The following is a 26,749-nucleotide window of genomic DNA, read 5'->3' on the forward strand; positions in this document are numbered from 1 at the left end:
GGGTACGATTTGCGTACCCTAGCGCTCTCTTTCTCCAGCTATAAACTCATCTACTCTTTTCCGTGCTTCGAAATCATCTATTTGATAGCGCGGATGCTTGAATGAATATGAGCTGATGCTGGAAAGCTCGCCACCAATGCCTCGGTCAAGTGCGATTTTGATAGCCCTTGCCACATCGATGATAACTCCGGCGCTGTTGGGCGAATCCTGGACTGACAACTTCAAATCCACATCAACTGGTAGGTCTCCGAAAGAATTCGCTCTCATCGAAATGTAGCATACTTTATTATCGTCAAGAAATGGGACATAATCACTAGGACCAATCTTGGTTGGCAGGTGATACTTAACGCAGCTTGTTACTGCTTCTGTCTTACTGACCCTTTTCGAGCTGAGCCGTTCCTCAACCTGCATATTCTCAAAGTCGGTATTCCCTCCGATATTTAGCTGATATGTATTGTTGACAATCAGACCACGCTTATCGAATAGTTGTGCCAACACTCTGTGAAGAATAGTAGCACCTAGCTGGCTTTTGATATCATCACCAGCACAAGGAATATCCCGTTCTCTGAACTTCTTGGTGATTGGATCCTCTGGATCAGAAACGATGAATTCGGGAATTGCATTGACGAATCCCACACCAGCCTCGAGAGCAGCCTTTGCATATATCCGGGAACCATCAGCGCTTCCGACAGGCAGGTAGTTGATTAGCATATCAGCTTCTGCTTCTCTGAGTTCTTCAGCCACATCGACGGGTTCAACATCATCGTCATATGCGAAGAATGAGTCCATCATATGGTCCGCAACACCGTCGGAAATGGGACCCGGTAACACTTCAACACCTGTCTTGGGTAGATCGGGTGCGAATTTCGCACAGCAATTAGGCTCCTCCCAAATAGCCTCGGAGATATCCTTGCCTATCTTTCGCTCATTTGCTTCAAAGGCAGCTACAAATTTCAAATCCTTAGGGAAGTAACCGCCAAAATCAACATGCATCAAACCTGGAATCTCTTCATCCGCCTTGGCATCTTTGTAGTAATGTACACCCTGAATGAGTGCAGAGGCACAATTGCCCAATCCAGCTATAGCAATTCTAACATCATCGCCCATGTTCATCATCCTTGATTTGCAACTATTCTTTGGTCATAAAATAGTTGGCATTTATTAAATGCTACGGCTTGTCATTATTATCAGGTTCGTAGTTGGAAAAGAGCATTTTACGTACCCCCTCCACGGTTTTCGGCCCTATTCCGTGAACTTCCTGCCATTCGTCCGTACGAGTAACGACTTCAAATGGGCTTCCAAATTCCTCTAACAGGCTTCTAGCTCTAACGGCATTGATATTGGGAAAGCCAGCCACAAAGAACTCTTGCTCATCGCTCATGGAATCGAGACCTTTTCGAGTTCTGATTACTGGTAGCCTAGTACTTTCCCTATCATCGTTTTCTTCACCCTTAAGAATCCCAAAAAGAAGACCCGCTGAATGCAGTGCATTGAAACCCTCTAGAATCTCAATTCCGCGATCACGAATGCTATCAATTAACCCATCCAGTGAGTTTGGATGTATGAAACTAGCTCGTTCCATTGTAACATAATATCCATGTTTCTTCTTAGTTTTCTTCGAGGAAAACGGAACGTAAATACATCCTTTCAAAGGGTCACGACGAATGGCGAGTAAATTCTCGATGAGCAGATACGGTTGTTCATACTCGAGAAGGGCATCCATCTGTTTCTTTAGGCGCGGTACACCCGATTTACTTCCAGTTAGTGTATGAACAAGATCAGTCACGGTTTTGCGCTCTATGGCAATTCCTTCAGTACCCAGAACGTCACCAATGGGTATTTTCTCTACCGTGTAGTTGATTTCCTCCTCTTCAAGCATTGAAATCAAGTGTTTCACAGAGTTCTGTCGCTTACTTTTGGTTTCATGAACGTCAATAACGACGTCCGGTACGTTCCCATAAATGTCAGATTGCATACTACTCTTCACCAATCAGTGTCATAGCAGCAGCCATCGCGACTTCTCTAGCCAGTCCGGTATTGTCTGCTGAACCGATAACGACTACATCCTTGTCCTTAGGTCGGAGGCTGTCCATAATAAGGAGGGTTTCATCTTCATATCTGAGAAGGGGGTTAAAATCATCTGGAGGCATTAGTAATAGCCCGTTTCTACAGACTAGGGTTGTTGCCCCTGCTTCACCATAACCTCCTTTGATTATGGCCTCATCTCGTTGTCTGATGCCATCTGTAACTTCATTTGCTTTTCCTTTCACCAAGTTGCAGTAGGATTTCGAATGTGTTGTGAGCTCTTCGAGGTCAAGATAGAGGCCCCTAGGAATATCATTTGATATTGCATCAAAGAGCTCCTGACCAACATCGGTTAGTTTCTGTCCCTGCCTACCCTCTGCGGTGATGTAGTCTCCTTCTCCAAGACGTTTCAGTAGAGTTCTTGTGCTTCCTTCACCAATTGACATACTGTCGCACAGTTCGTATCGGCCGAGGGGCTGTCTTCGTCCAATCATTACGATTGCAACCGCAACATGGTGGGGCTCGAAAGACGGTGACACCCGTCCCTCAGCTGGTTTTACCAAGTTTCTAACCTGTTTCTTCCAATGCACGAATTCATCTCCTCCTATATCAAACGCATTCTTCTACCGTTCCTGAACTATTCACACGGTCTTTGTTAGTAACGGGTTCCCATATATCATTACCAAATTCCCTTCTTATTATTGACTCAAGAAGAGGGACTGCAAATCCGAAGATGAGAGTATTGGATATGACGTGTATTATCATGAAGGGAAGTCCCACTATAAACGCCGTGCTATAGGGAATTCCTGTTGCCAATGAATAACCCAGATTGGTCATGGCATCAAAATAGATTGTTAAGACAGCACCGAGGGAGAAAAATACTCCGCCGTTGTATCTGGACTCTTCTGTTTTCGGGCTTTGATGTCCGATAAAGCTCCCGACAATCACAACTACCAACCAACCGAGCACTTGACTGAGCCATATCTGTGGAATAAGGCCACCCCATGGATTGAAGGATCCATAGAGAATTGCGGTTGTCAACATACAACCCAGTCCCATTTCAAGGCCGAATAGCAGCGCAGTAACGAAGAGAATGGCTGTTCCAAGTTCCACATTGGGAATGCCTACAAGAGCATACATTCCTATCAGAGCCAATGCAGTCATTATTGCGGCAATAGATACATACCGCGTGCGCCGAATACGATACCGGGTTTCCCCTTCCTGTTTCATGTCTGAACTCACTTTCGCACTTTGATTATCACGATTAGAGAAATGACTGAGACTACTGCAATACCTATCAGCGCAAGAACCGAATTCGGAGATGGCGGCGTTATCATTTCTAGGGAAAGACACAGATTGTAAGGCGTACCGAATGAGTAGCTGGTGTTTGCCCATACAAGAACTCCTGTCTCTAAATCGTATGCTAGGTGCGTAATTTGTGGCTCACCATAGTCAGTAGGGTCTTGTTGATAGTCATAAGTGACACAATCGTACTCCGAGCCACGAGATTCAATAGTCTTCTTGGATAAATTCATTGTTCCGTTCATGTAATTTCCAGACACTCTTTCAGCAGATTCTCTGGCGGTCTCATTGAGATTCTCCATATTCGCATCCCCGATTGGCACAACCAATCCTGGGAAGAATGGCGTCACGCCCCAAACCCCTATTACTAGTTCTCTAGCAATAGTGGTATCGTTCGTATCTACTGAGAGATTCCCAATATGCAATGTTCCTTCGATGACATCACTGATGTTGTCGATGCTGAATGTCATTGAAGAACCTTCTTCTGCGATCCAGGCTCCTTCTCCAGTCCAACCCCACTCAAATGGTACATCTGGGCTCTCTTCAATATTCCATGAAATAGTGGTCTTACCGTCAGGTGTGGGTTCAAGACTCGTATGGTATTCTGCGCTTGCCATCAGAGGTGAGAATACCAAGCTTGTTATCACTAGTGCAATTATTGTCTTATTGATCATTTTCTCTTTCTCCTGAGATAAAATATGGATATCAGAAGTATTCCGATAACTGGTAGAATTGCCAACGCGATTAGGGTCGACGGGTCGTTACTACTCTGCGTTGGGGTCGAAAATGCAGGTGGAATTCGGTGCCAGACGACCGTATCGTTGTCATTGAGCTGGTGTCTGTTTGCAGCCACAGATCCCAACTCACTGTTAACCCAATATTGCCACCATAACCCTGATTCTGCATCGTTAGTCACACCTGCTATCGACGTTACAAAGGCTTGATTCCCGTACCAGTCGACATCGACGGATGTTACGTTTTCAGTTGCTTCGAGCACAGTTTGTCCTTCTACTTCAGAATACGATTGTTCTGTTCCGTTTCCAAACTCGATGGTCACTGTTATTCCACTGGCAGCCGGCACGTGATTAGATGCACTGCCATCCGCTGTAGTTGAAGGGGGAGTTACTATCACTAGGACTAAACAAATGACAAGTACCATCCGTTTCATGATAGCAATTCACCAAATTATAGGATATGTTATCCTACAACGATATTGACCAAAATATAAGACTTGCCATATTTCATATTTCAAATCAGGAATCCATTAGAGGGAATTGTGAATATCGGATTTACAATCAAGAACGAGCATAACATAGAACTGCCCGCTCTACTCTGAAAAATCAGGAACTTACTTGTTGATATGAACAACTTTTTCCATTATTCGTATAGTAGAGCCGCTCTATTTGCAACAGAAGGGCTTTGATTGTCTGGTGTTATTAGATATGACAATGGATTCCAAGAGATTGAGATAATGCGAAGTGATTATCGACAACCTTTTTATCGTAGCTCACGTTCGATAGCAACGTAGTTGACGTTTGGTACTAACGTAGGTTTAAACAGGCCAGCCGTTCGTACGTCCGAAGAGGGAAGAAAATGCCTGTCGCCATGCTGTTGATTGATTGGGATAGCAAAATAGGAGCAGTTCTCAAGGCCAAGGTGCCGGAGGATTTTGCGGAATACTATCAAGAAGATCTTAACACTGAAGCCATGCGAATTTTCACGTCTCACGCAATGGGAGAAGCTACAGCTGGATTCTCTACGCTGACAGTTCGTATTGGCGGAGAAGAATACAATGTCGCTTCGTATTATACGGGTATTGTTCGTGAGGAAGAACAATACTGTATCTCGCTGTTACTTGGCCCTTCGGAAGATCCAAAGGTATACGAGGCAGCAATCACTTCGGTAGTATCTCCGTTGATGAATGCAGTTGTTTCAATGACTGATGCGGAACTGCAAGAAGAGCTTGAGAACACCTACCGCCGGATTATTCGCCTCGCAGGAATGGCTGATGAGTCAAGATTGGCTCGTCTTTTTGCTGACGAGGTCTCACGGGCTGTATTCCCCAAACTCTGGAAGGGCGGCATCTCAAAGGAAGACCTTGAAGAATGGCTCAAGATGGTAACAGGCCTCCCAAGTGTAAGTGTCGATTCAATCCTTGCCCCGTTTGAGGAGCTAGGAATAGCCAAAGTCGAATGGGTTGATGAGATTGGCAGAACCTGTGTTTTCATGATTAAAGACTTAGAAGTTTTCCGGGCACCACCTCTACTGGCTATGGAAACTGCGTCTGAAGTACTCGATCCCGAACTTGCAGCTGAATACAAGACTGAAGTGCTTGAGTTTCTCACGGAATGGCAAAAGACGCCTGAAGACACAGTCGCTATAGCCGAAATCCTGTCGGATCCTGACTGTTATGACATATTGAGCATTCTACGGCAGCGACCGGTGAACATTCCGGAGCTTGAAGCAACCTTGGGAATCCCACCGAAGGAACTACGTCAAGCCATACAGACCCTGAAGAAGTACAGAGTCGTGTCCGAAAAGCGCCGCAAGGAACCGTCTGGAGAATATGATCGTTGGTTATTCCTACTCAACGATATCCGTGTACGACTATTCTTCCCAGAATATTTCCTGCAGACTCTAGTACAGGAATTGGAAAAAGATCCAGATGATACCCGGCAAATGGAACTTGTAGAGCAGCATTTGCGGCTACTCAGGGACAATTTCCCCCGGTAATTTTTCTGTAGCCTCTCCACCGACCAGTAAAGTTCTTATTGACCCATGTGAAACTGTAGCTGTCTGAGGTACGTGGCTTTCCCCGTACGAAGAAACCTGTTGCGAAACACGCACGGTCCCAAAATTTGCACAGGTTTTCTTGCATTGGTCCCCTTGCACAGTTGGGATATTACTCTCAGCTGCAACATACCACACGTATCTTAGAAAATGGTCGCTCCACGATGGAAAAGGCCTGCGGGTACGAGACGGCTGTTTTCTGGTCGCTTGTACCCGGTTCTATTTATCGATTTCAAAATAAATGCGTCTGTATTTCTCTTCATATTTGAATTTCTTCTTATAGAAGTTGATTGCAGGATCATTATTCACCTCAACAAAGAGGTTTGATTTCGACATCCCTTGTTTCTTGGCTTCGTGTAAAACCTTGGTAAGCAACACCGTTCCGTAGCCTTGGTTATGATACCCTTCAAGAAGTCCTATTCCAAAAATGAAAAAATTGTTTGGATTTGTTTCCCAGCCTGCACAATATCCAATAGGCTCGCCATTCTGGTATGTAAGAAGACCAATGAAGCCAGATTTCTGCTGGAATGCGTATAGTGTATCTCTAGACATTGGCTCGTAGGTCGGGGAATCTGCGAATATCGAATCCTGCAACTTCTTCCAGAGGTCTAAATGGTTTTCAGATTTCATTTCGGTAATCTGTATTCTTGTGTCTTCTTTGTTCTCAAGAAGATCATCAGAGATTTCAGTTTCCATTCTTATTTTCGTGTCCACTCTCTCGAATCCTTTTTCCTTTGCCAGAGATATGATATATGGGCGATAGCTGGAAACTATTGTTTTGATTTTTGCATACTCTCGAGACATTGCTTCTTTCAGTATTTCATCAAAAAGTCTGGAGCCGATTCCTACGGCTCTACGACTAGGTCGCACATTGACCGAGATACCGATGGCCGATGCATCCATTTGATATATTCGAGCCATTCCGTCGAGATGACCTTCAGGATTCCATGCAAGAACAAGATCTTTTTCTAAATCGAGAGGCGCGTACAGCTTTTCAAAGAATGCTGCATCTTTAGGTTGAAAGTCAGGGTTGTCATGCCCTTCGACTGCATTATAGAGATTTGCCATCTCTTCAGCGATTAGATTAAGGGATTTGTCTACGGGCCTTTGAATCATAAATCCGTCAGCAACCATGGTGATTACCTCTGCCTATAATCTTACATAGGCAATATTAGCACCACCGAATAAGTTTACGATGGACAACGAAGATTTAATTTGGCCTTCAGAAAGATGATATTGATGTCATGCAAAGGCAACTCTCTCAAGCGGTGATTAGGCTTGATTCATAACACCTATCTCGTAAAGAATCCGTCTGGCGAAATTATCGCCCATTCTAGCTATTGGCCAGTAGAAGTGAGAGAGGAACAGGTAGACGAATTCATCGAGACTCGAGAAGAGATTCGCGAACAGTCTGGGAATGAACTAACTCCAGAACTGCCACTCAGTATTGGTAATGACAAATTTATGGCTACTGAAATAGAATCAGATTTGCTTCTCATATTTGCAACTGACGAATCAGAAGACGAAAGCAATATTCGCGATCGCTTGAATGAAGCCAAAAAGGTCCTTAGCGATAACTTGGAAAAAGGCATTGATTACATTGTCGAGAACTACCAAGATCTGATTGAGGACGCAGTCACGACGCGACTCAAAATAGCTCTGGTGGGTGAAGGAGGTGTTGGAAAGACCACGACGCTCCACCTATTATTGGGTGATTCACCTCCGCTTCAATATGTCCCAACAATCGCTCTTAATTTGGAGACGGTTGAGAACATTCGCTTCGGCAACTACAGCCTTGTTTTGTGGGACTTTGCCGGACAGGAGAGATTCAGGAAGCTATGGAAGTTCTATTTCCACGGTGCCGATGTAATCTTCCTTGTTTGTGATTCTACACTACGGAACGTAATCATCAGCAAGGATATCCTGAAGATGATCCGTCGTGATGCTCCTAAGGTTCCTGTATTTGCTATAGCCAATAAACAGGACAAACCCAAGGCGATGAAACCTGAAGTTGTTCAGAAAATACTTGGTGTGCCTACATATCCAATGGTTGCAATAGACAAAGATCGCCGCGAGGAAATGCTGAGGCTTCTCATGAATGCTGCGGCCCAATACGTGGGTGTATCTGTGCCTGATTTACCACCCTCAGAAGTTCTTACCTTCGTAGATGCAGAACCCAGTGAAGTAATCAAAGAACAAGAAGAAGAAAAGACTAAGGCCGAAGAAGAAGAGGTTGAGGTGGTAGAGACGGTTCTTGTTGATGAGGAGGGACGAATCATTGATGAGGCTGAGGGAGATTACGAAGTTATCGAAGAGGTCGTCGAGGTTGTAGAGGACGAAGAACCGGCAGAAGAACCTGTCCCAGAAGTGTCCGCGGAATCTGAAGCAATTTCTGGAATCGAAGTTTCTGAGATGGGGGATGAAACCGTTGATGACCAAGAAGCTGTTTCGGTGCAAGATGGGCATTCCAGAACCGAGGAGCCCATTGCTTTCTCCTTGGAAACAACACAGGAAGTGGTTGATTCCGAAGATTCGGAAACTGGTCATGTCGACATATCATGGAAATCTACGAGTGAAATAGTTGAAGCTGAAGAAACTGGAGAAACCTCCATTGTAGAAAAAGCCGAGTGGGACACTAGAGCAGTCGATTATCACCAGAAGACAAAGAAAGAAGCCATCGAGAACGGTCGTGAAATGGCAAAAGAGATTATTTCAGAAGCTCTGGATGCGGACGATCTTGTCGCCTCCGATTTAGAAAAAGCAAGCGGTGAGGAACTAGATGCGGCTCTCGAGGCCTTTTCCAGCGATGAAACATTGCCCACCGAAGAGGAAGAAGAAAAGACCACTGCCGAGCTTGAAGAAAACACGAAAGAAGAACTTGAAGAAATACTCGGAGACATTGAATGCGTTGTCAGATCTCCTAAATGTGAAAAGGAATCTGATAGCTCGAGTGAACCCGATAAAGAAGCCATCCGCGAGATGGAACAAATCTTGGGCGAGATGGATTCAAAGAAGAAATTACAGCATGATATTAATTCTGTAAGAAAACGATCCGATTCAGGCGATGATCATAGATCTGTAGAAGAGTCATAATTTGAAACTTTGAATTAGTTTGACGCATTTCTACTAATTATTTTTATTCAAAAGTACGTTTATGTGCCTCTCGTAAGACTGATTTAGGAACCTCTCTGAATAAAGACAAGTGATTCCATTGAAAGTTGAGGACGTCGAACCCGATAGCGGCATACCTGAATTGACCGTCCGTGTTGTATCCGTAGCACCGGCTCGTATCATTAGAACTCGGAGCGGAAGGAAGACACAATTGACGGAGGTACTCGTGGGTGATGAAACTGGAACGGCTGTTTTCACACTATGGGGATTTGGAGCGGGTTCTGATGTCAAAGCTGGCCAAGTGCTTCGAATTACAGACGGGTGGGCAAAGGAGTACAAAGGAAAGATTCAGCTCTCGCTGGGTAGGTCTGGAGAGTTCCAGACGTTGGAAGGCGATGCAGGCTTGCCAGAGCTTTCTGAAATCCTGAATAATACCAAGAACAATGAGAGTTGATTGGAAAACTAACCTGGAAATGAGCGAAATGACTCTATGCTATCTATCAGGTCCAATTATCCACAAAGAAAATCGAAAAGACAATTTCTACCAATATATTGTCGATTTTCTACGTGATGAAGGGATAGACGTCTTTGCTCCACAGTTTCTTGGTCCTTCTGAACCTATTGAGATTTTTCAAAGAGATACTCAAAAAGTGCGGGCGGCGGATTTTGTAATTGCTGAGGTTTCTAACGCATCTCACGGAGTCGGTATGGAACTCATGCTGTCGATAGAATTTGGAAAGCCTCTCCTACTATTCCGCCATGCCGAGGCTCAGCGGCTTTCGTACATGGTGTCTGGTGCTAGTGGCAAAGCTCTGTTCGAGTATGGAGATTTGGATGATATTACCCGTGTTTTGGAGAGACTGAATCTGCATAATCTCATAATCAAGCAGTGTAGCTCGTGCCCTTCTGACGTCGCAAGCACTAGAAACAATAAGATTCACTGTGTCCAATGTGGTGCAGATTTGTCCGAGTAGGGTTGTGAGTGTTTGAAGGAAGAAGGTGATGTTGCACAAATTGTCCTTCTTCTAGTGTTATCTGTTTCCATGGTGTCAAGTGCTAGTATCCTCATTAGGTTCAGCGCTTCCCCCCCTCTCGCTATTGTTTTCTGGCGAACACTCTACGGATCTATTCTCATGGCTGGTTTAGCTGCTTTGAAAGGTGAGACTGCTCGATATCAGAGTCCTCACATGAAGAAAAACTGGAAATGGCTCATTCTCATCGGTATCGTATTGAGCCTGCATTTCTCCACTTGGTTTACTTCACTGTTCCTTACTACCGTTGCTGCCAGTGTTGTTCTTGTTGACTCGTCCCCTATTTTCACAGCTGTGCTTTCTACCTCTGTTCTCGGCGAGAAGCTTGGGAAAAAATCCTGGATTGGCATAGTCATAGCTGTAGTCGGTGCAATCATGTTGACGTGGAACGACCTCGAACTAATAGGCGGGGTGGCGCTTGTTGGCGATCTTTTAGCTTTGCTAGGTGCTGTTTTTCTCGCTCTTTATTTCATAGGCGGACGGAAATATGCCAAAGGATTACCTGTTTCTGTCTATACTTCAGTGGTGTATTTCACAGCAGCTATTGCGACTCTTGGTTTCTGCCTTCTCACAGGTGTGAATGTCATGATATTGGAACCGACAGAAGTAATCATCTTCTTGGCCCTTGCTATTTTCCCAACGGCTCTTGGCCATTCTGTAAATAACTATCTACTGACACTTGTTCCGGCCTACGTTGTATCAGCTGCAGTACTTGGTGAACCCATTGGGGCTACCATCCTTGCTATGATATTTTTGAATGAAATTCCCCATCCTACCACTGCCCTATGGTTCTGTACCATTCTCATTGGTGTTGCACTGGTTCTCTTCGAAGTTGCTACCAAGGGAAGCTCAGCAAAGGCAGAACTCTAGCCCTTGATGACGCCCATCGGGGTGAGTCTTAGAACCTTGGTTGCTATACCCAACTCGTCTGAGACCCGCACAACCTCATCTACATCCTTATATGCGCCCGGCGCTTCCTCTGCTATTACCGCCCCTTTCTGAGCTTTAACAACGACACCTTCTCCGCCGAGTCTACGCTGCACATCTCTGCCATAGAAGTCGCGTTTCGCCTGGGTTCTGCTCATAATCCGTCCTGCGCCGTGGGCTGTTGAACCGAAGCTGAGTTCCATACCTCGATGATCTCCTACGAGGACATAGGATGCAGTACCCATGGTTCCTGGAATGAGCACTGGTTGACCGATTTCCTTGTATGCGGTCGGTGTCTCTGAATGATGCGGTGGAAATGCCCGAGTTGCACCTTTTCTGTGTACGACTACCTTGCGATTCTTACCGTCGATTTCATGCTCTTCGATTTTTGCCATGTTGTGTGCAACGTCATATATGAGCTGCATATCCATATCTTCAGGGGCTTCACCTAGGACTTTGGAGAAAGCTTCTCGAGTCCAATGCATCATTGCTTGTCTATTCGCCCAAGCATAGTTGGCCGCTGCAGCCATCGCGCCCAGATAGGCCTGTCCTTCTGGTGAGGTTACTGGTGCGCTGCAAAGTTGTCTATCTGGAACATCGATGTTGTATTTCTTCATGGCCCTGGTCATGTTCTTTATGTAGTCACTACAGACTTGGTGGCCGAATCCTCTTGAACCACTGTGGATCATGACGGTTACTTGCCCTTCTCGGGTTATACCCATAGCTTTAGCTGCTTTTTCATTGTAGATTTGGTCGACTTTTTGTATTTCGAGAAAGTGGTTGCCTGAACCGAGTGTTCCAACCTGGGGCTTGCCTCTGCCTTTCGCGTGATCTGAAACTTTGCTGGCATCAGCCATTTCGAGATTGCCATTAGCTTCTGTATGTTCAAGGTCACTTTCCCAACCAAAGCCATTTTCTACCGCCCACTTCGAACCACCTTCAAGAACATTGTCGATTTCCCTATCTGTATCTAAGCGGATCTTTCCTTTTCGGCCAACACCAGTGGGAACATCAGAATAGAGCCGATTGATGAGTGCATTGATTTTCGGACGAACGTCTTTTTCGTCCATATTTGTTCTCAGAACGCGGACACCACAGTTGATGTCATATCCAACGCCTCCTGGGGATACAACACCTTCCTCATAGTCAACTGCTGCCACTCCGCCAATGGGAAATCCATACCCTTGATGTCCGTCAGGTAACACCGTACTCTGCTTGTAGATTCCAGGGAGACAGGCAACATTTGTGGCTTGGTTAAGTGTTTTATCTCTACGAATCTGTTGGATTAGCTTGCTCGATGCGTAGATTCGTACTGGAACCCGCATGCAGTCTTGTGTACCCTTGGAAATTTCATAGGTGAGATTACCGACTTTCTCCGCATTCAATGTGACCAAAACCTATTCAATCTAAAGCTCAGGTAAATCATGCTATAAGGCTTATGAAGCGTCATTTTTCGAGATAAAGCTCGTATACTTCTCAATGCCTTTTTTGCATTAAAAATTGAGGGTTCGGTTTAAATAATTCACCACGATAACTATGAAACAATATCTATCGGTTCATGTGATACCGCGTTTCTGGTTATCACTCAGTTTCTGAAGCGGCGGAATATATTAACTGAAATCAAATCACTCTAGAAGATGGTTGAGCTTGTCGAAGAGCTCATCGATACCTTCAAGTGCTTCAGTATCGACCTGAGGTGGAATGAATTTCCGCAACTCTAGGATTTCTGCAACTTCGGCATCATGAAACAGCCAGAATTCGTGCTTCAGGTTTTTCTTAACTTGCGCCATTCAGATTTTCACTCCAAATGATATTCTATGTAAAAATACGTGTTTTGACGATATAACTGCTTTGTTAGTAGGTATGACGATTATCGAAATTGCCTTCGACAGAGCATTCATTTCCCCGGGATTTTTCGTCTTCGTATTAAGTAAGCGACGGCAAATCATTTAATATGTGAAATCCGTTCCACTCAACTAACGGTGAACATCGTTCCATCTAACTTGGAACGAAATTTGCTTCACATATAGGTGCAAACTCATGAAAATTGTCGTCACTGGAAGCCATTCCGCGGGGAAGAGCGAGATTATTCACAGTCTGACCAATGGTGCTTGCATCAACATTGAGCGTAAAGGTACCACGATAGCCATGGATCATGGAGTAGCCGAGCTTCCTGAATTAAACGTCTTCCTCTTTGGAACACCTGGTCTGCTACGGTTTCGGACAATGAGGAAGATTCTGAGTTCCGGAGCAGACGGAATAATATTTGTGGTGGACAGCGTTGACCCAGAGGCTGATGCTCGAGCGAAGCTTTTCTTCAGAGAGATTGCTTTCTTTCTTCCTGGTGTTCCCTGTGTTGTAGCTGCGAATAAGCAGGACCTAGAAGAAGCTAGAAGAGTGGATGAGCTTCGAGAAAGCATGAAATTCTTGGCTGGACTTCCTGTTATTCCTTGTTCTGCCAAGACAGGTAAGAATGTCGAAAACACTCTGAGGACTTTGCTTTATTTGGCTATGATGCAATGGAGTGAGGTTTTCGCAAAATTCGCGGAGTATAGCGGTGCTGATGACGGACTACAAGGTCTCATGTCTGATTTGAATATTTCTCGTGAGCAAGCAGTTGGTCACCTTCGCAGATTCGAGCTCAGGAAGTTGCTAGAAGTAGATGTTGGTGACAGGCGGTTCTTTGTGAAGGATGCTGTTATGCCGTTGTTAGAGAACCCTGTACTTGTAATGGCTTAGTTACAAGCAGAAAGAGTCAAAAGAAGATAGAATCTGAAATTCAATGGTGAGCCTCATGAGCGAAGAAGAAATGGACTTCGACCCGGTACAACTGATGGAACGGGCGAGAGCGGCTAAAGATGCCGGAGAAGAAGAAATGGCTGCTCGTGCTTTCAATACTGCCGGTAACTACTACATGAGTATTGGCGAATTTGATGAGGCTCTCAAAAGCTTCGGAGAGGCTCTCGAACTATTCAAGAGTTTAGGAGATACAGAAGGTCGAGGCGATGCCTTGTACAATCTTGGCGTAGCTCAGATGAACAATGAAGAACTGGAAGAAGCCGAGCAGACCCTCCAGTCTGCGATTGATATGTTCGAACAGGCTTCAGATGACAGCGGAACTGCAGATGCAATGTATGCACTTGCACTCACGAAGCTCGGGCTTGATGAGTTTGATGAAGCTATTAGCCTATTTAGACGAGCCAAGCGAATATACAAAGACTTGGACAATATGCAGGGTATGGCAAGCATACGCATGGATATTGGCAACGCTCAGGCAGAACAAGAGGAATGGGACAAAGCCGAGCGAGAGTTCAAGAAAGCTCTGAAGATTTACGAGGACATCGATGACAAAGCTGGCATTGGTGATGCCCTGTCGTTGTTAGGCGATATTTCCGAGCTGCAAAATGATCAGAAGAAGGCAGCCGAGTACTTCGCAGAAGCTGCAGAGAACTACTTCGACGCAGAGTTATTCGAGATTACTCGAGAAGTCATCGAGCGGGCCGAGAGCAAGTATTGGGATATTCCAAAAGCCACTCGTCGTCGACTTAGAAAGATAACTGATGCAATCTATGATCAGCTTCCTGAGGAAGAGGAAGATGACGATGAGGATTACGATGATGACGATTTTGGTGATATTCCCGGCATCTAAGATTTGAGAGATTTTCAACAAGAAACAGTAGATTGTTTCACCTAGCCTTTCGTCTTCCCCCGGCCGGTCCGGGAAAAGGCTATTTGTACTCAGGCAAATCTGATTGCTTGAAGACAGGAGAATCCCCAGATTGCTCGATCGACAAAAGGCACCTCATTCATTGATTGCGATGATTCTTCTTTTGGGTACCCTTTTTCTTCCTTCGGCTTTTTCTCCTCAAACCTTGCCCGTAAGAGAGTCCAGGAATCCTGTTCAGTTCAAAATGGCGAACGGACAAGAACAGAATTACACAGCAATGCGTCGCTCCGTGTTCGTGTCCCCTGATTCAACTTCATACATTGACGAATTTTCTTACATGGCAGCCGTACCGACTAGTGTGTTCAGTCATGATGGAACGAAGTATGTATCCCCGGTGGTTCTTTCATCGAGTTCAGATTCAGAAGATTGGTTCATAGATGACTGGAAAGAGTATCTGTCTGTTGATGGTGGCCTAGAACAACTGGTGACAATCGGGGATTTTTCGATTCAGGAAAGCATGGCTTTTCGAGAGTCCTTTGGAACGGAGGTGTTTCCCCATATAGAAGGTGATTCATCAGCTGAAGTTGCGGCGCAACTTGCGATATCAGACTGGGCTTCTTCAGATACAGTCGTCATTGGGATGGCAAATGATGATTTATCCACTCTCAACACAACATCTGGAAATTCAATTCATTCATTGGATGGCTCAAGTCCTGCTTCCTACAACACATCTACAACAGTTCAACCCAGTAGTGGTGCATCCATCCCATTTACTCCACCAACCAATGCCGGGTGGCTATACGGTTCTTTCGATTGGAGTGGAACAAATTACTTCACGCATAAATTGATTGATCCAAATGGCAATACAGTCGATTATTCTCTTGCGCGTCAAACTCGATATCAACGGAATCCAAGTTTCGTTGATGAATTAGTCCCACTGCATTTCTGGTTGCCTAAGACGCTAGAAGGCGAATATACGATGCAGGTTGAGATTGGATCCCCCATTTCTGCGCCTGTTTCCATGGATTGTGATATTACATACTATCCTGGGTTCTCGCAAGAAATCAATGTTCCAGAGAACGCTAAATGGCTCAATTTGACGGCTAATTGGGACAATGCAGGGACTAACATCAACCTAGCTTTGATTGACCCTTCGGGAAAAATGGTTCAATGGGCACCTGCTGGGAGCTTGCTTTCGGGTGCTGGTCGCGATTCCATTGAAGTTCCTTATCCTAGTCCTGGTTCGTGGAAAGCGGTTGGGGCCTGGATGGATCCAAATGGCGAAACGAACAATGTCGAATTGAGCTGGCAAATACAGCGAATGGAAACCAATCCGGACTCATATTTCGAGAGCAGTGCCAACGCTGCGGTACTGGCATCTCTTATGAATGCGCCGCTACTGTATACTGGCGAAAGAACTGTACCGACAGTTACACTGGATGCTGCTAATCGGTTAGGAGCTGAGGTAGTCATTCTTGTCGACCCTCATAACATACACTCAACTGAAGTAGAGTCCCAACTGGAAACCACAGGCATCCTGAGCGTTTTGGATAACTATCCTATGGTTACTGACTGGATTAAGACCCTCTCAGGACAGAATGATGTTATTGCTACGGTACCTCAGGTTTCCAGCAATGAATTCTATCCCGCTGCTGCACTTTCCGGAGCGTTTCATGGAGCCCCAATCTTCTCACTTTGCGGAGATGATAACCAAGTTACCACAATGGCCGAAAGCACATGGGCTCCATACAAAATAGGTCCTGAAATCGAAATCTATGTGACCAGTCGTTATTCTACAAGAACTGAGAATGGTTGGTATGACGACCGTATACCGAATATGTACACAATGCGCAAAAGTGTAGATACTTTCGAGAGTTTCCTAGATACGCGAGGTGCCTACAACTCATCAGCGGGCCAATCGACGGTATTACTGTCTCCAATCGATCTCATAAAACCGAGTTTTGACAGATCATTGCAAACCCATTTCTCACCCGGGAGAATTCCCGCAAGAAATGCTGAACTGGCTTCTGTTATGATTTCAAAAGCTATTCTCCACCGTTTCTTGTTCCGTACAGCAGAATCCTCAGATGATACCCTGCTTTCGCTCTATGCATATACGGACGGAGCCAGCTATTTCGACAATTTCGGTAATGTTCGCAACATCTACCAAATTGAAGATACTCGTGACCCATTGCAGGACATGGGATTCAATACATTGATGCATGTTGGTGTAAACGAGGTCTTCAACAGCCTAGACACTCAGGTATCTCTATGGGCATTCAGTACCCATGGAACTCTCACGAGATATCCCGCTGATCCTCCAGCCCGACCCAATGGTGTCGGATATTTCTCATTCCGCGATGTTGATAGTCCTTACGGATTTGAGGAAAGTGTATCAAATCGGGAGAGTAGTGAAGATGCGGACCAACTTGTCAACCCTGTGGCCTTCACCGCAGAAAATGCTCACCACGTCATAAGAACTACCAACGATTTGTCAGGTGCAGTTGATAATATTGGATCACCTATTGTCTTTTTGACCGCTTGTTTGTTAGGCGGTTCCCAATTACCAATTCAACTGATGGAACACGGTGCTGTGGGTGTTATGGGTTCGCCGAGAACTGTCTATTTTCGAGCAGCGGGTCTGTTATCAACACTTGTCATAGAATCACTAGCAAATGGCACCGCTACTGGAGAAGCCCTTACATCTGCTCTTGATACCGTTTCTATGGACTATTCTGATCCGCTTGGATATGAGCCTGTAGACTATGCCAATCAATACATCTTGTTTGGAGATCCCGAAATTAATCTCTATGAGCCAGATTCAACGCCTCGGATTACCTCCAGCGATCCTACTTCTAACACCTATGGAACTCATACGCCGGCTCGTGGTGTCGCTTCTATTGCGGCTCTAGGCAGTACAGATTACTTGCCCAGCAGCCTCGAAACTGCTGATATTGGGTACGATTTCTACTCTGATTCTAATAGCTCCGATTTCATGTGGTTGCTCAATCTACGCCGAGCTGTTCTGATAGAGCCTGCTTCTTTGTCGTTATTCAATGATTGGATGACCCAGTATGCTCAAGACTTCCAGGAATATGTACAAGATGGCGGTTCACTAATCATCATGGGCATAAATACAAATGCAACTTGGCTACCGTGGACTTTCTCATTTTCTGATGGTTTTGCTAGCTCGCAGTTCTCCATCACTGAGGAACAGCATCCCCTGATAACCACACCTAACTCTATTGACGAGAACATCACCTGCCTAGGTGCTTTTACGAGCTACGGATCGAATTTTACTCCACTTGCTGGTGTAGATGGTGCCCCTATCCTCCTTGCTGGCATATCCGGGTTCGGGAAAGTGGCTCTTACGACATTAGATCCTACTGGAAACTCCAAAGATGCATTCATCGAAAATTCTGCGCTGTGGTATCGCGAACCGTCGTTGATGCTAACAGAAATAGCCCTATCTCAGGAAATCATTTGGGGCGGTGACCGGGTCGACATCTCAATTTCTATTACTGATAGGAAAGGTAACCCTATTTCAGATGCTGATATTCAAGCTAGGATTGATTCTACCACCGTAGATGTAGGACATGTAGGAGATGGACTTTACGAAATAACGCTAGGTGAAGAATGGACTCGTAATAGAACCGGCTACTATGATTTAGTCTTGACCGCTCGGAAACTTGGTTATGATACTCTTAGCCTTCATTTCGACGACTACCTCTACATTCGTCCTTCCCCTTGGCTACCAATCACCATTGTTGGAATCGCTGTTCTTGTGATATTGGCTGTTTGGTCTTACCGGAAACGTCGAAAGGGAGAAAAAATTGTTGATTTCGGTGGGAGTACCTATTCTCCGCCAAAAAATCATAAAACTAAGAAAGAAAAGGAAGAAGAGGACGAGGAATTTGACCCCAAGGAGTTCTTTGGGGTTGAGTAACGTGCTAAATATGACCCCTCTTTAATCATAGCAAGATTTTATAGACCGTGGAATCTTCTATTCTTAGCGCTGATATATAACAGAGGTAAGCCAACATTGTCAAGCCGCGTTGATAGAATCAATAACGCCATAAAGGATTTCGAGACTACGCCAGGAATTCAAGGAGCTGCCCTTGTATCACTTGATGGTCTCATGATATCAGCTGCACTTCCCGAGAGTGAACAGGAACGAGTTGCGGCGATAAGTGCTGCCATGCTTTCCCTAGGTGAAAAAGCCACACGGGAACTAGATCGTGGAAATCTGATGGAGATTTATGTGAAAGGTGACAAAGGTTACACTTTGATGACGTCAGTGGGCGATAGTGCTCTATTACTTGTTCTAGCTAAGGCTGATGCCCAACTTGGACTCATCTTTGTAGATATGCAACGAATGGCTGAAAGCCTTGCTGACGTGCTGTAGTTGCATATATGAGCACATGAACTGAATACGGTCTTGGGTGTACTACTCAAGCCTTTTGATTACTTCATCAATGATGATTCGAGCGATGTCTCTTTTGCTCTTCTTGGGGGTTTTCTGAGTAAAACCGTTTTCTCCAACCAGCATGACTTGATTCGTGTCTGTTCCAAAGGCAACACCTTTCTTAGCGGCATCATTTGCAACCATGAGATTGCAGGTGCCAGCCTTAATCTTCTCCCGGGCGCTTTCTTCTAGTTTTTCCTCCTCAAGACCAACCTCAACCTTGAATCCCACAATGAATAGATTGCTATGTGCCTTCCGGACCTCCTCAATTATCTTTGGAGTAGCAACAAGTTTGACTTCCCGTTGCTTCTTTTCGGATTTTAGTTTCCCCTCCGTCTTATGTTTAGGTTGATAATCTAAAACAGCAGCAGCAGAGATGAACACATCCGTGTCTTCAGATGAAAGCGATTCCATAACTTCGTCCAGCATTTCCTCGGGTGTCTCAACTGATACTACGTTAGCAAGCGACGGCGTTGGTTCATCCGTGGGTCCGATAATCAAATCAACTTCTGCTCCTCGTGAGCACACTTCTTCTGCCAAAGCAATTCCCATTTTCCCTGTTGAGGGATTTGTGAGAAAACGGACACTATCAATCCAAGCTCTTGTGGGACCGGCAGTTATGACAAACTTGCGGTCGCCAATATCATTTGGAGTGGCCAGTTGAATTGCATGCTCTAGTATCGTTCTAGTGGTGGGGATTTTTGCCTTGCCCTCTTCGATTCTTGGCGATAACACCCTAATTCCCATTTTCCTCAGTGTTCCTATGTTCTCTACTACAGCTGGATGATCATACATCGACTGATGCATTGCGGGAATTATTAATGTCGGTATGCTTGCTCCAATTGCAGAAGAAACAGTTGTGGTTACTGGTGTATCGTCAATACCGTTGGCTACCTTGCCGATGGTGTTTGCAGTAGACGGAGAGATGATTACCAAGTCTACCTTATCTGGGTGCTTGCCTGCTAGCGTGACATGTTCTATTTGTCCTGTCAGATGGGCAACTACCTCGTTGCCGGTAGCCCACTCCAGCAAATATGGGTGAACAATTTCTCTGGATGCATCGGTCATGACACAGTAGACGTCTGCTCCATGACGCATTAGTAGTCGAGCTAGAGAAGTAGTCGTAACTGCTGCAACACTACCTGTTACACAGAGAGCTATTTTCTTACCTGCAAGGGCATTGCTATAGCTACCTGTAATCATTTTGGAAGTGTGTTTCATGGTCAGCAACCGTGTACTTCCATGAATTACATACTGATAAACTGAGCGACACATCCGAGTGACAAAGATGAATCACGTTAGAATTAGAAAGCGGGGCTATCACCCATTCATTCTCCCAAGGAAGATATATGGAGAGGATTGTCTTATATTTCATGCAAATACATTTGACTAGAAATCAGTGAGGATTTGATTGAATTGGGGGATTGCGGCAGAGAGCACAATGTGTCCTAGTTCGTCTAATTGACTTCTTACTGGTGGGTGCTGACCACGTGCTGACTTGCTTTCCTACTAAGGGGGGACAGGCTTAGTGACTGAACAAATGGACAAGGAAACCCGCTACAAAGCATTCGCCCAAGCGGTATCAGACTTGGGTCATTCAACTCAGTCTCTTTTCATAACTCAGTCTCTTTTCATACTGCTGATTAGACTGGGAGGTGAAGCTTGCCCCTCCCAAGGCAAAGAATATATGAGGCGGACTGAATCACCACGTTATCGCTGGTGCAAGATATATCTGATTTAGAGTTGCCTGTGAGTGAATCGCACAAATCGATTGATTGCAGCAGCAATATTGCAATGTTGCTTGCCCGATGTGATGTGTGGCTGGTAGGTGCTAAAGACTTGCTGGACTCGCTTTTGATATTCCGGAGGTGTACTCTCATTGGCTGAACCACCAGAGAAGAGAGCTCGCTATCAGGCATATGAGAAGACAGTTTCGGCTTTTGGCAGTCCTAGTCAGAGTCTCTTTGTAGTTGACGATGACGATGAAGTTGATACTTTTCAGCGTGATTTCAACAAATGGCTTGTCTCACAAGATATGATGGACGAGAACGGAGAAGAGCCCTATCATTTGGTGAGAATCGGTTATGATGGCGATATGCTAGATGATATGTTCAGACTCACAGTATCTGATGAGGCTGGCCATTTTGAGCCAGCTGATCTAGATCCCAGTATGCTCTACTCTAAGCAATCCATTTTTCAGCATCTCTATCAGACTATTACTCAGGACAAGTTTCTAGTCTTTCACATCACTGAGTTTCCGTTAGCGTACTATTTCGAGACTACCGTGGTAGTTGATGTGGACGATTTATCTGATGTGATCGATCCCGACGTCCATGATGAGACCATCTCTCGATATTTGGATGACCTCCGTAGACGAGGTAGTGATGAGCATCGGCGAATTTACAGTTTCTTCTATCGTATAAGCACCAGTCTTCTCATGGAATTGTCAAATGTCTTCCTTGTTGTTCCTACGACGAATATGCATAACCATCTTGTTGTAAGTAGCTGGCGCACCCAAACTCTACTTCTCGGTTTTAGTCCACTAACATGGTCTTCTGGCAGCTTCGATGTGTATGACTTGAGTGGCCGGGATATAGATGCGAGATGGGCTTACCCTGCAGAACCTTCTGATGACCCACGTGTCAAGAAGTACACCAGCTTGGTTCCGTTTGAAAGCTGATGGATATATACATTATATACAGATACCATAATTGTATGGTCATTTATATAACGGTATACTCGTACGATGCAATGAAAGCGAAATTGACACAAGGACAATCGAACCCAAACATGGCCTCAGCTTTTGTTCCTGGGCATGTAACGGGGTTCTTTACCATACACGACGATGCTAGTGATCCGCTCCAGTGTGGTTCTTTAGGTGCTGGATTCTCTGTGGAATCTGGGACTCTCACTACCGTATCCATTCTGAAGTCAACGGATTCGCGTGTGCGTGTCAAATACAATGGAAATACAATCAATGGAATCGTTTCGAAGGAAGTGGTAATGTCTATGCTGGCGGATAAAGGTGGCAAATATAGAGTCAATGTGACTCATCAATCGCCTTTAGCAGTTGGTGCTGGCTTTGGAGCTTCAGGCGCTGGTGCTTTGGGTACAGCCATGGCTCTCCAGAAAATCCTTTTCGGATCTGAAGAACGGATTTCGGCAGCGAGATACGCTCATATGGCAGAAGTCCGAAATCACACTGGTCTTGGAGATGTAATCGCCCAGACAGTCGGTGGCTTCGAAATCAGAACCAGACCGGGTGCTCCCGGTATTGGTCAGACTGCTTCTATCGGATATCCTGAAGATATACATGTTCTTCTTGCAGGATCTCCCGGTCTTGAAACAGAGAAGATACTTACTGACTCAACGCATCGAAAGAGAATCAATGCAATAGGACAGCGCCTAGTGGAGGAAATAATGTCTAATCCCACAGTGGATGTGTTTGTGTCTTGCTCAGAACGGTTCTCTGATGCTATTGGTCTTGCAACTTCTCGTGTGAAGTCTGCCTTATCAGACCTAAAGGCACAGGGCTTTACTTGGAGCGGCATGGTCATGCTTGGAGATTCTGTATTCTGTCTCTGTAAAGGAAACTGGAAAACGGCCAGACATATTCTCCGCCAATATTGGAAGAAGGAGGAGATAGTCGTCACTTCAATTTCAGCAGAAGGAGGAAATCTACAATGAACACAGACAAGGTAGTGCCAGATGACCATCCCAGGAAAGAATCGCTTGATATCAGAGAACGGATTATTGAAGGTCATGATGATAACATTGTGGCAACTGCCGGACTGTTAGCGCATGGTCGTGGAGAGGCTTTCGACTATCTAATTGGCGAAAGAACCACTCCTTCAGCTAGACAAGCGGCAAAAGCTGCGGTTGCAGCTCTTCACCTAGCGGAGAAGCCTGTCATAAGTGTGAATGGAAATGTGTGTGCGCTGGTACCTGTGGAGCTTGTTGAACTCTCCGAAATCACAGGCGCGCCTCTTGAAATCAACCTGTTTTACTACCGGAGAGAACGAGAAGAAGCTATGTTGAAGATGTTGAAAAAGGCAGGTGCACAGCAAGTACTGGGAACACATGACCGCCCCTCTGAGAAGATTCCTGAATTAAGTAGCAATCGCCGAAAAGTTGATTCTGAGGGCATTGCTGTTGCGGATACCGTCCTTGTTCCACTTGAGGATGGTGACCGGACCGAAGCGCTTAGAAGGCTTGGAAAGCGCGTTATTACGATAGACCTGAATCCCATGAGTAGGACTGCCATTAACTCCAACATCACTGTTGTTGATAATATCATCCGGGCGATGCCTGTCATGGTTGATTTGGCTAGAGATCTCAAGTCCTATACAAGTGAAAAGCTTACAAAAGCCCTTGATAGCTTTGATAACAAGAAGAACTTGAGAATCGCGATTCAAGACATAATGAATCATCTTAGGGAAATGGCGGACGCCGGGATTATGAAAGACGTTACTGCTGAAAAGGAGGCCTCGACATGAAGAAGACCGTCGATGTTGTAATTATGGGATCGGGAGCGCTTGGCTCTCTCTATGGCGGTCTTATCCAGCTTACAAACCGAGCCTCAGTTACCCTTGTTGCTCGCCCTAGGCATGTTAATGCAATCAAAGAGCGCGGTCTTCAAATACGGGGCGTGCTTGGGGAGTATTCCATTGACATAGAGGCAGTACCCGACCCAAAGGAGATTCAACATGCAGACTTGGTTTTCATAACCACGAAGTCGTACGATACTAGGAAAGCAGCCCGAGAATTGAAACACCTTGTTAGTGAAGATACATACTTTGTCTGTCTCCAGAACGGAATTGGAACTGAAGAACTGGTTTCGCGGGAATTGAACACTAAGAACGTGTTACGCGCTACTTCTTGTATGGGCGCCATGACTACTGGAAATGGTGAAGTAAAGGTTACGGGCACTGGCATTACCGAAGTTGGTACGCACTACGAAGAAAACTCTGAAGTGGTGGATTACGTAGTCAATCTGCTTCAGGATGCCTCTTTCGAAGCTTCTGGTTCTGAAGATATAGAGGCTGTTGTCTGGACGAAGACAATCGTCAATTGCGGAATCAATCCTGTTGGTGCGCTAACTGGACTAACTAATGGCGAAGTGTACAAGGACAGAGACCTCCGGGCACTGGTAGTCAATTTGGTTGAAGAAGCGGCCGAAGTAGCAGAGGCGCTCGATATCAATCTCAATACTGATGATCCTGTAAGGTATACCCTTGGTACAGCTAAAGCGACTTCCGAAAACATCAACTCGATGCTACAGGACATAGTGAAGGGGAAACGTACCGAAATCGACTTCATCACTGGTGAAATCGTTCGAAAAGCAGAGAAATTGGGGCTTGAAGCCCCCTTCAGCAAGAGCATGCTAGCCTTAGTTCGGGCGCTAGAAAGAAAGCGGCAAGCAAATGGGGATGGCAAGGAGAGTCTCCCGATGCTTCATTCCGAACAGCTCGTGGATCTTGCTTCACGAAACTAGAATCCAAATGTGCGTTTAGCCATACGGTATGATTGTTCAGCTGCATTGTTGGCATTATGAGTAACAGCTTGCATATGACCTGGCAAGGCAACTTCGAATTTCATTTCACTGAGTTTCTTAAGTGACTTCACTAGCTTCTTAGGGTCTCCAGTAGGAAAGTCAACTCGACCAAAACTACCTCCGGCGAACATTGTATCTCCAGTAATCATGATGCTTTCACCTAGGACTTCCAGGCAAACGCATCCGGAGGAATGCCCTGGCGTATGATGTACCTTGAGACTGATATTGCCGAGATCAATTATGTCTTTGTCATCGAATAGTCCGTCTACCTTGAACTGCGGAAGGGTCACGCCAAAGGTATCACTTAGTGTTAATTCCATGTTTCCGGAGTTGATTCGGTTTCCTTCGGAGCGATGCAAGTGGATTTGGGGACTATTTTCCGAAAGAAACGGAACAACACCTCCAATATGATCAATATGACTGTGGGTGAGAATAATATCCGTGATATCCTGCTGGGATGAACCAATTTTTTCAAGGTCTTTCACCAGACCCTCATGATACATCCCAGTACCAGTATCAACCAAGGCTTGTCGTTCGTTCCCACCTATCCAGATAATATTGCTATCAAACGAGCTGCTTCTCCGAAATTTGATGCTATTTGTTATTTCTTCAAACATGGTTTCTCACAACATACTCCATTAGCGTATCGATGTCTTTTTCGTTATTATAGAAATGAGGCGAGACTCTGAGCCGACCATTTCTGACCGAACAGTATATCCGGTGCTTATTCAGTTTCTCATTCAGGACTTCTGGTTCTTCCGGTGTGCATGACACAATTGCTGATTTGTTTTCTTTCCTGAAATCGTAATAATCGATTCCCTCCTCGGTGAGCCTTTTCCTAAGATAGTCTGCACAATTCATTGCAGCTTCTTCTCGAGTCTCTGCTTCAATTTCCAACAAGACATCAAGAGACTCTCGGAATCCCACATATGCCATCATTGCAGAAGAGCCACCTTGAAACCGACGTGCGTCGGGCAGGAGTTTTCGGCTATGATAACTGAAATCTACCAAATCTTTGACTCCCCACCACCCCGTTGTGATAGGATGTACATCATCCACTGCGGACTCAGAAGCATAGACATATCCAGCTCCGATTGGTCCTATGAGCCATTTAGCACTCTGTCCCGCGGCAAAATCAACACCTGACTCTGCAAGATTAAAATCAACACAACCTGCTGCTTGGATTACATCGACTACTAGATATCCCCCAACATCATGAACGAGTTTTGCAAGTGCCTTCAAATCTGACTTGTAACCTGTGCCAAACTGAATGAGGCTAACCGCTAGGACTTTCGTGTTTTCGTCTACTGCTTCTGCTAAACGCTCTGGCGGAATTGCTCCTTCAACAGATTCAACTACGCGCAGTTCTGCACCATGTGCATGTTCTACATTTTGCCATGGGATGTAATTGGCGGGGAACTCCAAGTCACATACGACCACATTTGATTGGTCTGGATAGTCAATACTGTGTGCTATGGCGTTCAATCCTGCGCTGGTACTTGGGACGAGCCCGTAGTTGTTTCGGTCCCCTCCAAGCATTTCTGCAAGTTTGTTCCGGATATCCTTGAATAGTGCCAATGTGTCCTCAAAATCCCTACACACCGCTGCCCTATCCTCCAAATAGTCACGAACTGCAGCGGCCATTCTGGCTGGAGGGATGCCTGTGGAGGCGTTGTTAAGATACGTCATATTCTTGAGTGTAGGGAATTCTTTACTGACGAAGTCTGGATCAATTGCATCTGGCATCATTCTTCAAGAGGCGGAGAATCATACTTCTCTGATAAATTTGCGCACCTAAAGCTTAAGTTGAGGTGACCCACCTAAAGTTTAAGTCTAGCCGATTTACCTTATTGTCTGTACATCTACGGATGATGGAG

The 26,749-nt window shown here is 45.3% G+C and carries 26 protein-coding genes; 14 read left to right on the top strand and 12 right to left on the bottom strand.

Annotation, left to right across the window (positions count from 1 at the left end; translation table 11 throughout):
• Positions 1–18: 18 nt before the first annotated feature.
• The 6 genes from GF309_14995 to GF309_15020 form a co-directional block, all read right to left on the bottom strand.
• A complete protein-coding gene (locus GF309_14995) occupies positions 19–1,107 on the bottom strand; it encodes an inositol-3-phosphate synthase (protein ID MBD3160084.1) in 1,089 nt (362 codons plus the stop codon).
• 61 nt (positions 1,108–1,168) lie between these two features.
• Positions 1,169–1,975 carry a hypothetical protein gene (locus tag GF309_15000; GenBank protein ID MBD3160085.1) on the bottom strand — a complete coding sequence of 269 codons (807 nt, stop codon included), beginning with the start codon at positions 1,973–1,975 and terminating at the stop codon, positions 1,169–1,171.
• 1 nt (position 1,976) lies between these two features.
• The gene (locus tag GF309_15005) at positions 1,977–2,615 is read right to left on the bottom strand and encodes a hypothetical protein (GenBank protein MBD3160086.1); all 639 of its coding nucleotides are present in this window, start codon (positions 2,613–2,615) and stop codon (positions 1,977–1,979) included.
• Positions 2,616–2,634: 19 nt separating this feature from the next.
• Entirely contained in the window at positions 2,635–3,255 is a 621-nt protein-coding gene (locus GF309_15010) for a hypothetical protein (GenBank protein MBD3160087.1), read from the bottom strand.
• An 8-nt stretch (positions 3,256–3,263) separates the two neighbouring features.
• Positions 3,264–4,001, bottom strand: a complete 738-nt coding sequence (locus tag GF309_15015) for a hypothetical protein (protein ID MBD3160088.1) — start codon at positions 3,999–4,001, stop codon at positions 3,264–3,266.
• The gene (locus tag GF309_15020; protein ID MBD3160089.1) at positions 3,998–4,495 is read right to left on the bottom strand and encodes a DUF4430 domain-containing protein; all 498 of its coding nucleotides are present in this window, start codon (positions 4,493–4,495) and stop codon (positions 3,998–4,000) included. The genes GF309_15015 and GF309_15020 overlap by 4 nt, the downstream gene beginning before the upstream one ends.
• A 425-nt stretch (positions 4,496–4,920) precedes the next feature.
• Here GF309_15020 and GF309_15025 point away from each other — a divergent pair, with 425 nt between their 5' ends.
• Positions 4,921–6,060 (top strand): hypothetical protein, encoded by a 1,140-nt coding sequence (locus GF309_15025; protein ID MBD3160090.1) that lies wholly within the window; start codon positions 4,921–4,923, stop codon positions 6,058–6,060.
• Positions 6,061–6,336: 276 nt separating this feature from the next.
• Here GF309_15025 and GF309_15030 read toward each other — a convergent pair whose 3' ends face one another.
• The gene (locus tag GF309_15030) at positions 6,337–7,251 is read right to left on the bottom strand and encodes a GNAT family N-acetyltransferase (GenBank protein MBD3160091.1); all 915 of its coding nucleotides are present in this window, start codon (positions 7,249–7,251) and stop codon (positions 6,337–6,339) included.
• Between the two features lie 144 nt (positions 7,252–7,395).
• Between GF309_15030 and GF309_15035 the strand changes: the two genes are divergently transcribed.
• The 4 genes from GF309_15035 to GF309_15050 all read left to right on the top strand — a co-directional run bounded on the left by GF309_15035 (position 7,396) and on the right by GF309_15050 (position 11,129).
• Entirely contained in the window at positions 7,396–9,210 is a 1,815-nt protein-coding gene (locus GF309_15035) for a GTP-binding protein (GenBank protein ID MBD3160092.1), read from the top strand.
• Positions 9,211–9,328: 118 nt separating this feature from the next.
• Positions 9,329–9,682 (top strand): single-stranded DNA-binding protein, encoded by a 354-nt coding sequence (locus GF309_15040; protein ID MBD3160093.1) that lies wholly within the window; start codon positions 9,329–9,331, stop codon positions 9,680–9,682.
• Complete coding sequence (locus GF309_15045) at positions 9,672–10,202, top strand: hypothetical protein (GenBank protein ID MBD3160094.1); 531 nt, start codon at positions 9,672–9,674, stop codon at positions 10,200–10,202. The genes GF309_15040 and GF309_15045 overlap by 11 nt, the downstream gene beginning before the upstream one ends.
• Before the next feature lie 12 nt (positions 10,203–10,214).
• Positions 10,215–11,129 carry an EamA family transporter gene (locus GF309_15050; protein ID MBD3160095.1) on the top strand — a complete coding sequence of 305 codons (915 nt, stop codon included), beginning with the start codon at positions 10,215–10,217 and terminating at the stop codon, positions 11,127–11,129.
• On the opposite strand, the gene GF309_15055 is transcribed toward GF309_15050, so the two are convergent.
• Together GF309_15055 and GF309_15060 are read right to left on the bottom strand one after the other, a co-directional pair.
• Positions 11,126–12,511, bottom strand: coding sequence for an RNA-splicing ligase RtcB (locus GF309_15055; GenBank protein ID MBD3160096.1), 1,386 nt, complete (start codon positions 12,509–12,511; stop codon positions 11,126–11,128). The genes GF309_15050 and GF309_15055 overlap by 4 nt on opposite strands.
• Positions 12,512–12,811: 300 nt before the next feature.
• Positions 12,812–12,976, bottom strand: coding sequence for a hypothetical protein (locus GF309_15060; GenBank protein MBD3160097.1), 165 nt, complete (start codon positions 12,974–12,976; stop codon positions 12,812–12,814).
• Positions 12,977–13,226: 250 nt separating this feature from the next.
• Between GF309_15060 and GF309_15065 the strand changes: the two genes are divergently transcribed.
• From GF309_15065 to GF309_15080, 4 genes are all read left to right on the top strand, one after another.
• On the top strand, positions 13,227–13,925 hold the full coding sequence (locus GF309_15065) for a GTP-binding protein (GenBank protein MBD3160098.1): 699 nt from the start codon (positions 13,227–13,229) through the stop codon (positions 13,923–13,925).
• Between the two features lie 43 nt (positions 13,926–13,968).
• Positions 13,969–14,835: a tetratricopeptide repeat protein gene (locus GF309_15070; protein MBD3160099.1), complete on the top strand. Its 867-nt coding sequence runs from the start codon at positions 13,969–13,971 to the stop codon at positions 14,833–14,835.
• 130 nt (positions 14,836–14,965) lie between these two features.
• Complete coding sequence (locus GF309_15075; GenBank protein MBD3160100.1) at positions 14,966–18,799, top strand: hypothetical protein; 3,834 nt, start codon at positions 14,966–14,968, stop codon at positions 18,797–18,799.
• A gap of 117 nt (positions 18,800–18,916) precedes the next feature.
• Positions 18,917–19,258: a hypothetical protein gene (locus GF309_15080; protein MBD3160101.1), complete on the top strand. Its 342-nt coding sequence runs from the start codon at positions 18,917–18,919 to the stop codon at positions 19,256–19,258.
• Between the two features lie 42 nt (positions 19,259–19,300).
• On the opposite strand, the gene coaBC is transcribed toward GF309_15080, so the two are convergent.
• A complete protein-coding gene (coaBC, locus tag GF309_15085; GenBank protein ID MBD3160102.1) occupies positions 19,301–20,593 on the bottom strand; it encodes a bifunctional phosphopantothenoylcysteine decarboxylase/phosphopantothenate--cysteine ligase CoaBC in 1,293 nt (430 codons plus the stop codon).
• A gap of 253 nt (positions 20,594–20,846) precedes the next feature.
• Here coaBC and GF309_15090 point away from each other — a divergent pair, with 253 nt between their 5' ends.
• From GF309_15090 to GF309_15110, 5 genes are all read left to right on the top strand, one after another.
• Entirely contained in the window at positions 20,847–21,059 is a 213-nt protein-coding gene (locus GF309_15090) for a hypothetical protein (protein ID MBD3160103.1), read from the top strand.
• Between the two features lie 138 nt (positions 21,060–21,197).
• On the top strand, positions 21,198–21,998 hold the full coding sequence (locus GF309_15095; GenBank protein MBD3160104.1) for a hypothetical protein: 801 nt from the start codon (positions 21,198–21,200) through the stop codon (positions 21,996–21,998).
• The gene (locus GF309_15100) at positions 21,998–23,005 is read left to right on the top strand and encodes a hypothetical protein (GenBank protein MBD3160105.1); all 1,008 of its coding nucleotides are present in this window, start codon (positions 21,998–22,000) and stop codon (positions 23,003–23,005) included. The genes GF309_15095 and GF309_15100 overlap by 1 nt, the downstream gene beginning before the upstream one ends.
• Positions 23,002–23,814, top strand: a complete 813-nt coding sequence (locus GF309_15105) for a phosphopantothenate/pantothenate synthetase (GenBank protein MBD3160106.1) — start codon at positions 23,002–23,004, stop codon at positions 23,812–23,814. Before GF309_15100 ends, GF309_15105 begins: the two co-directional genes overlap by 4 nt.
• On the top strand, positions 23,811–24,812 hold the full coding sequence (locus tag GF309_15110; protein MBD3160107.1) for a 2-dehydropantoate 2-reductase: 1,002 nt from the start codon (positions 23,811–23,813) through the stop codon (positions 24,810–24,812). Before GF309_15105 ends, GF309_15110 begins: the two co-directional genes overlap by 4 nt.
• Here GF309_15110 and GF309_15115 read toward each other — a convergent pair.
• A complete protein-coding gene (locus GF309_15115) occupies positions 24,809–25,489 on the bottom strand; it encodes an MBL fold metallo-hydrolase (GenBank protein MBD3160108.1) in 681 nt (226 codons plus the stop codon). The genes GF309_15110 and GF309_15115 overlap by 4 nt on opposite strands.
• Complete coding sequence (locus tag GF309_15120) at positions 25,482–26,621, bottom strand: aminotransferase class V-fold PLP-dependent enzyme (GenBank protein MBD3160109.1); 1,140 nt, start codon at positions 26,619–26,621, stop codon at positions 25,482–25,484. The genes GF309_15115 and GF309_15120 overlap by 8 nt, the downstream gene beginning before the upstream one ends.
• Between the last annotated feature and the right edge of the window lie 128 nt (positions 26,622–26,749).

The organism is Candidatus Lokiarchaeota archaeon (assembly GCA_014730275.1).
Lineage (GTDB): Archaea > Asgardarchaeota > Thorarchaeia > Thorarchaeales > Thorarchaeaceae > WJIL01.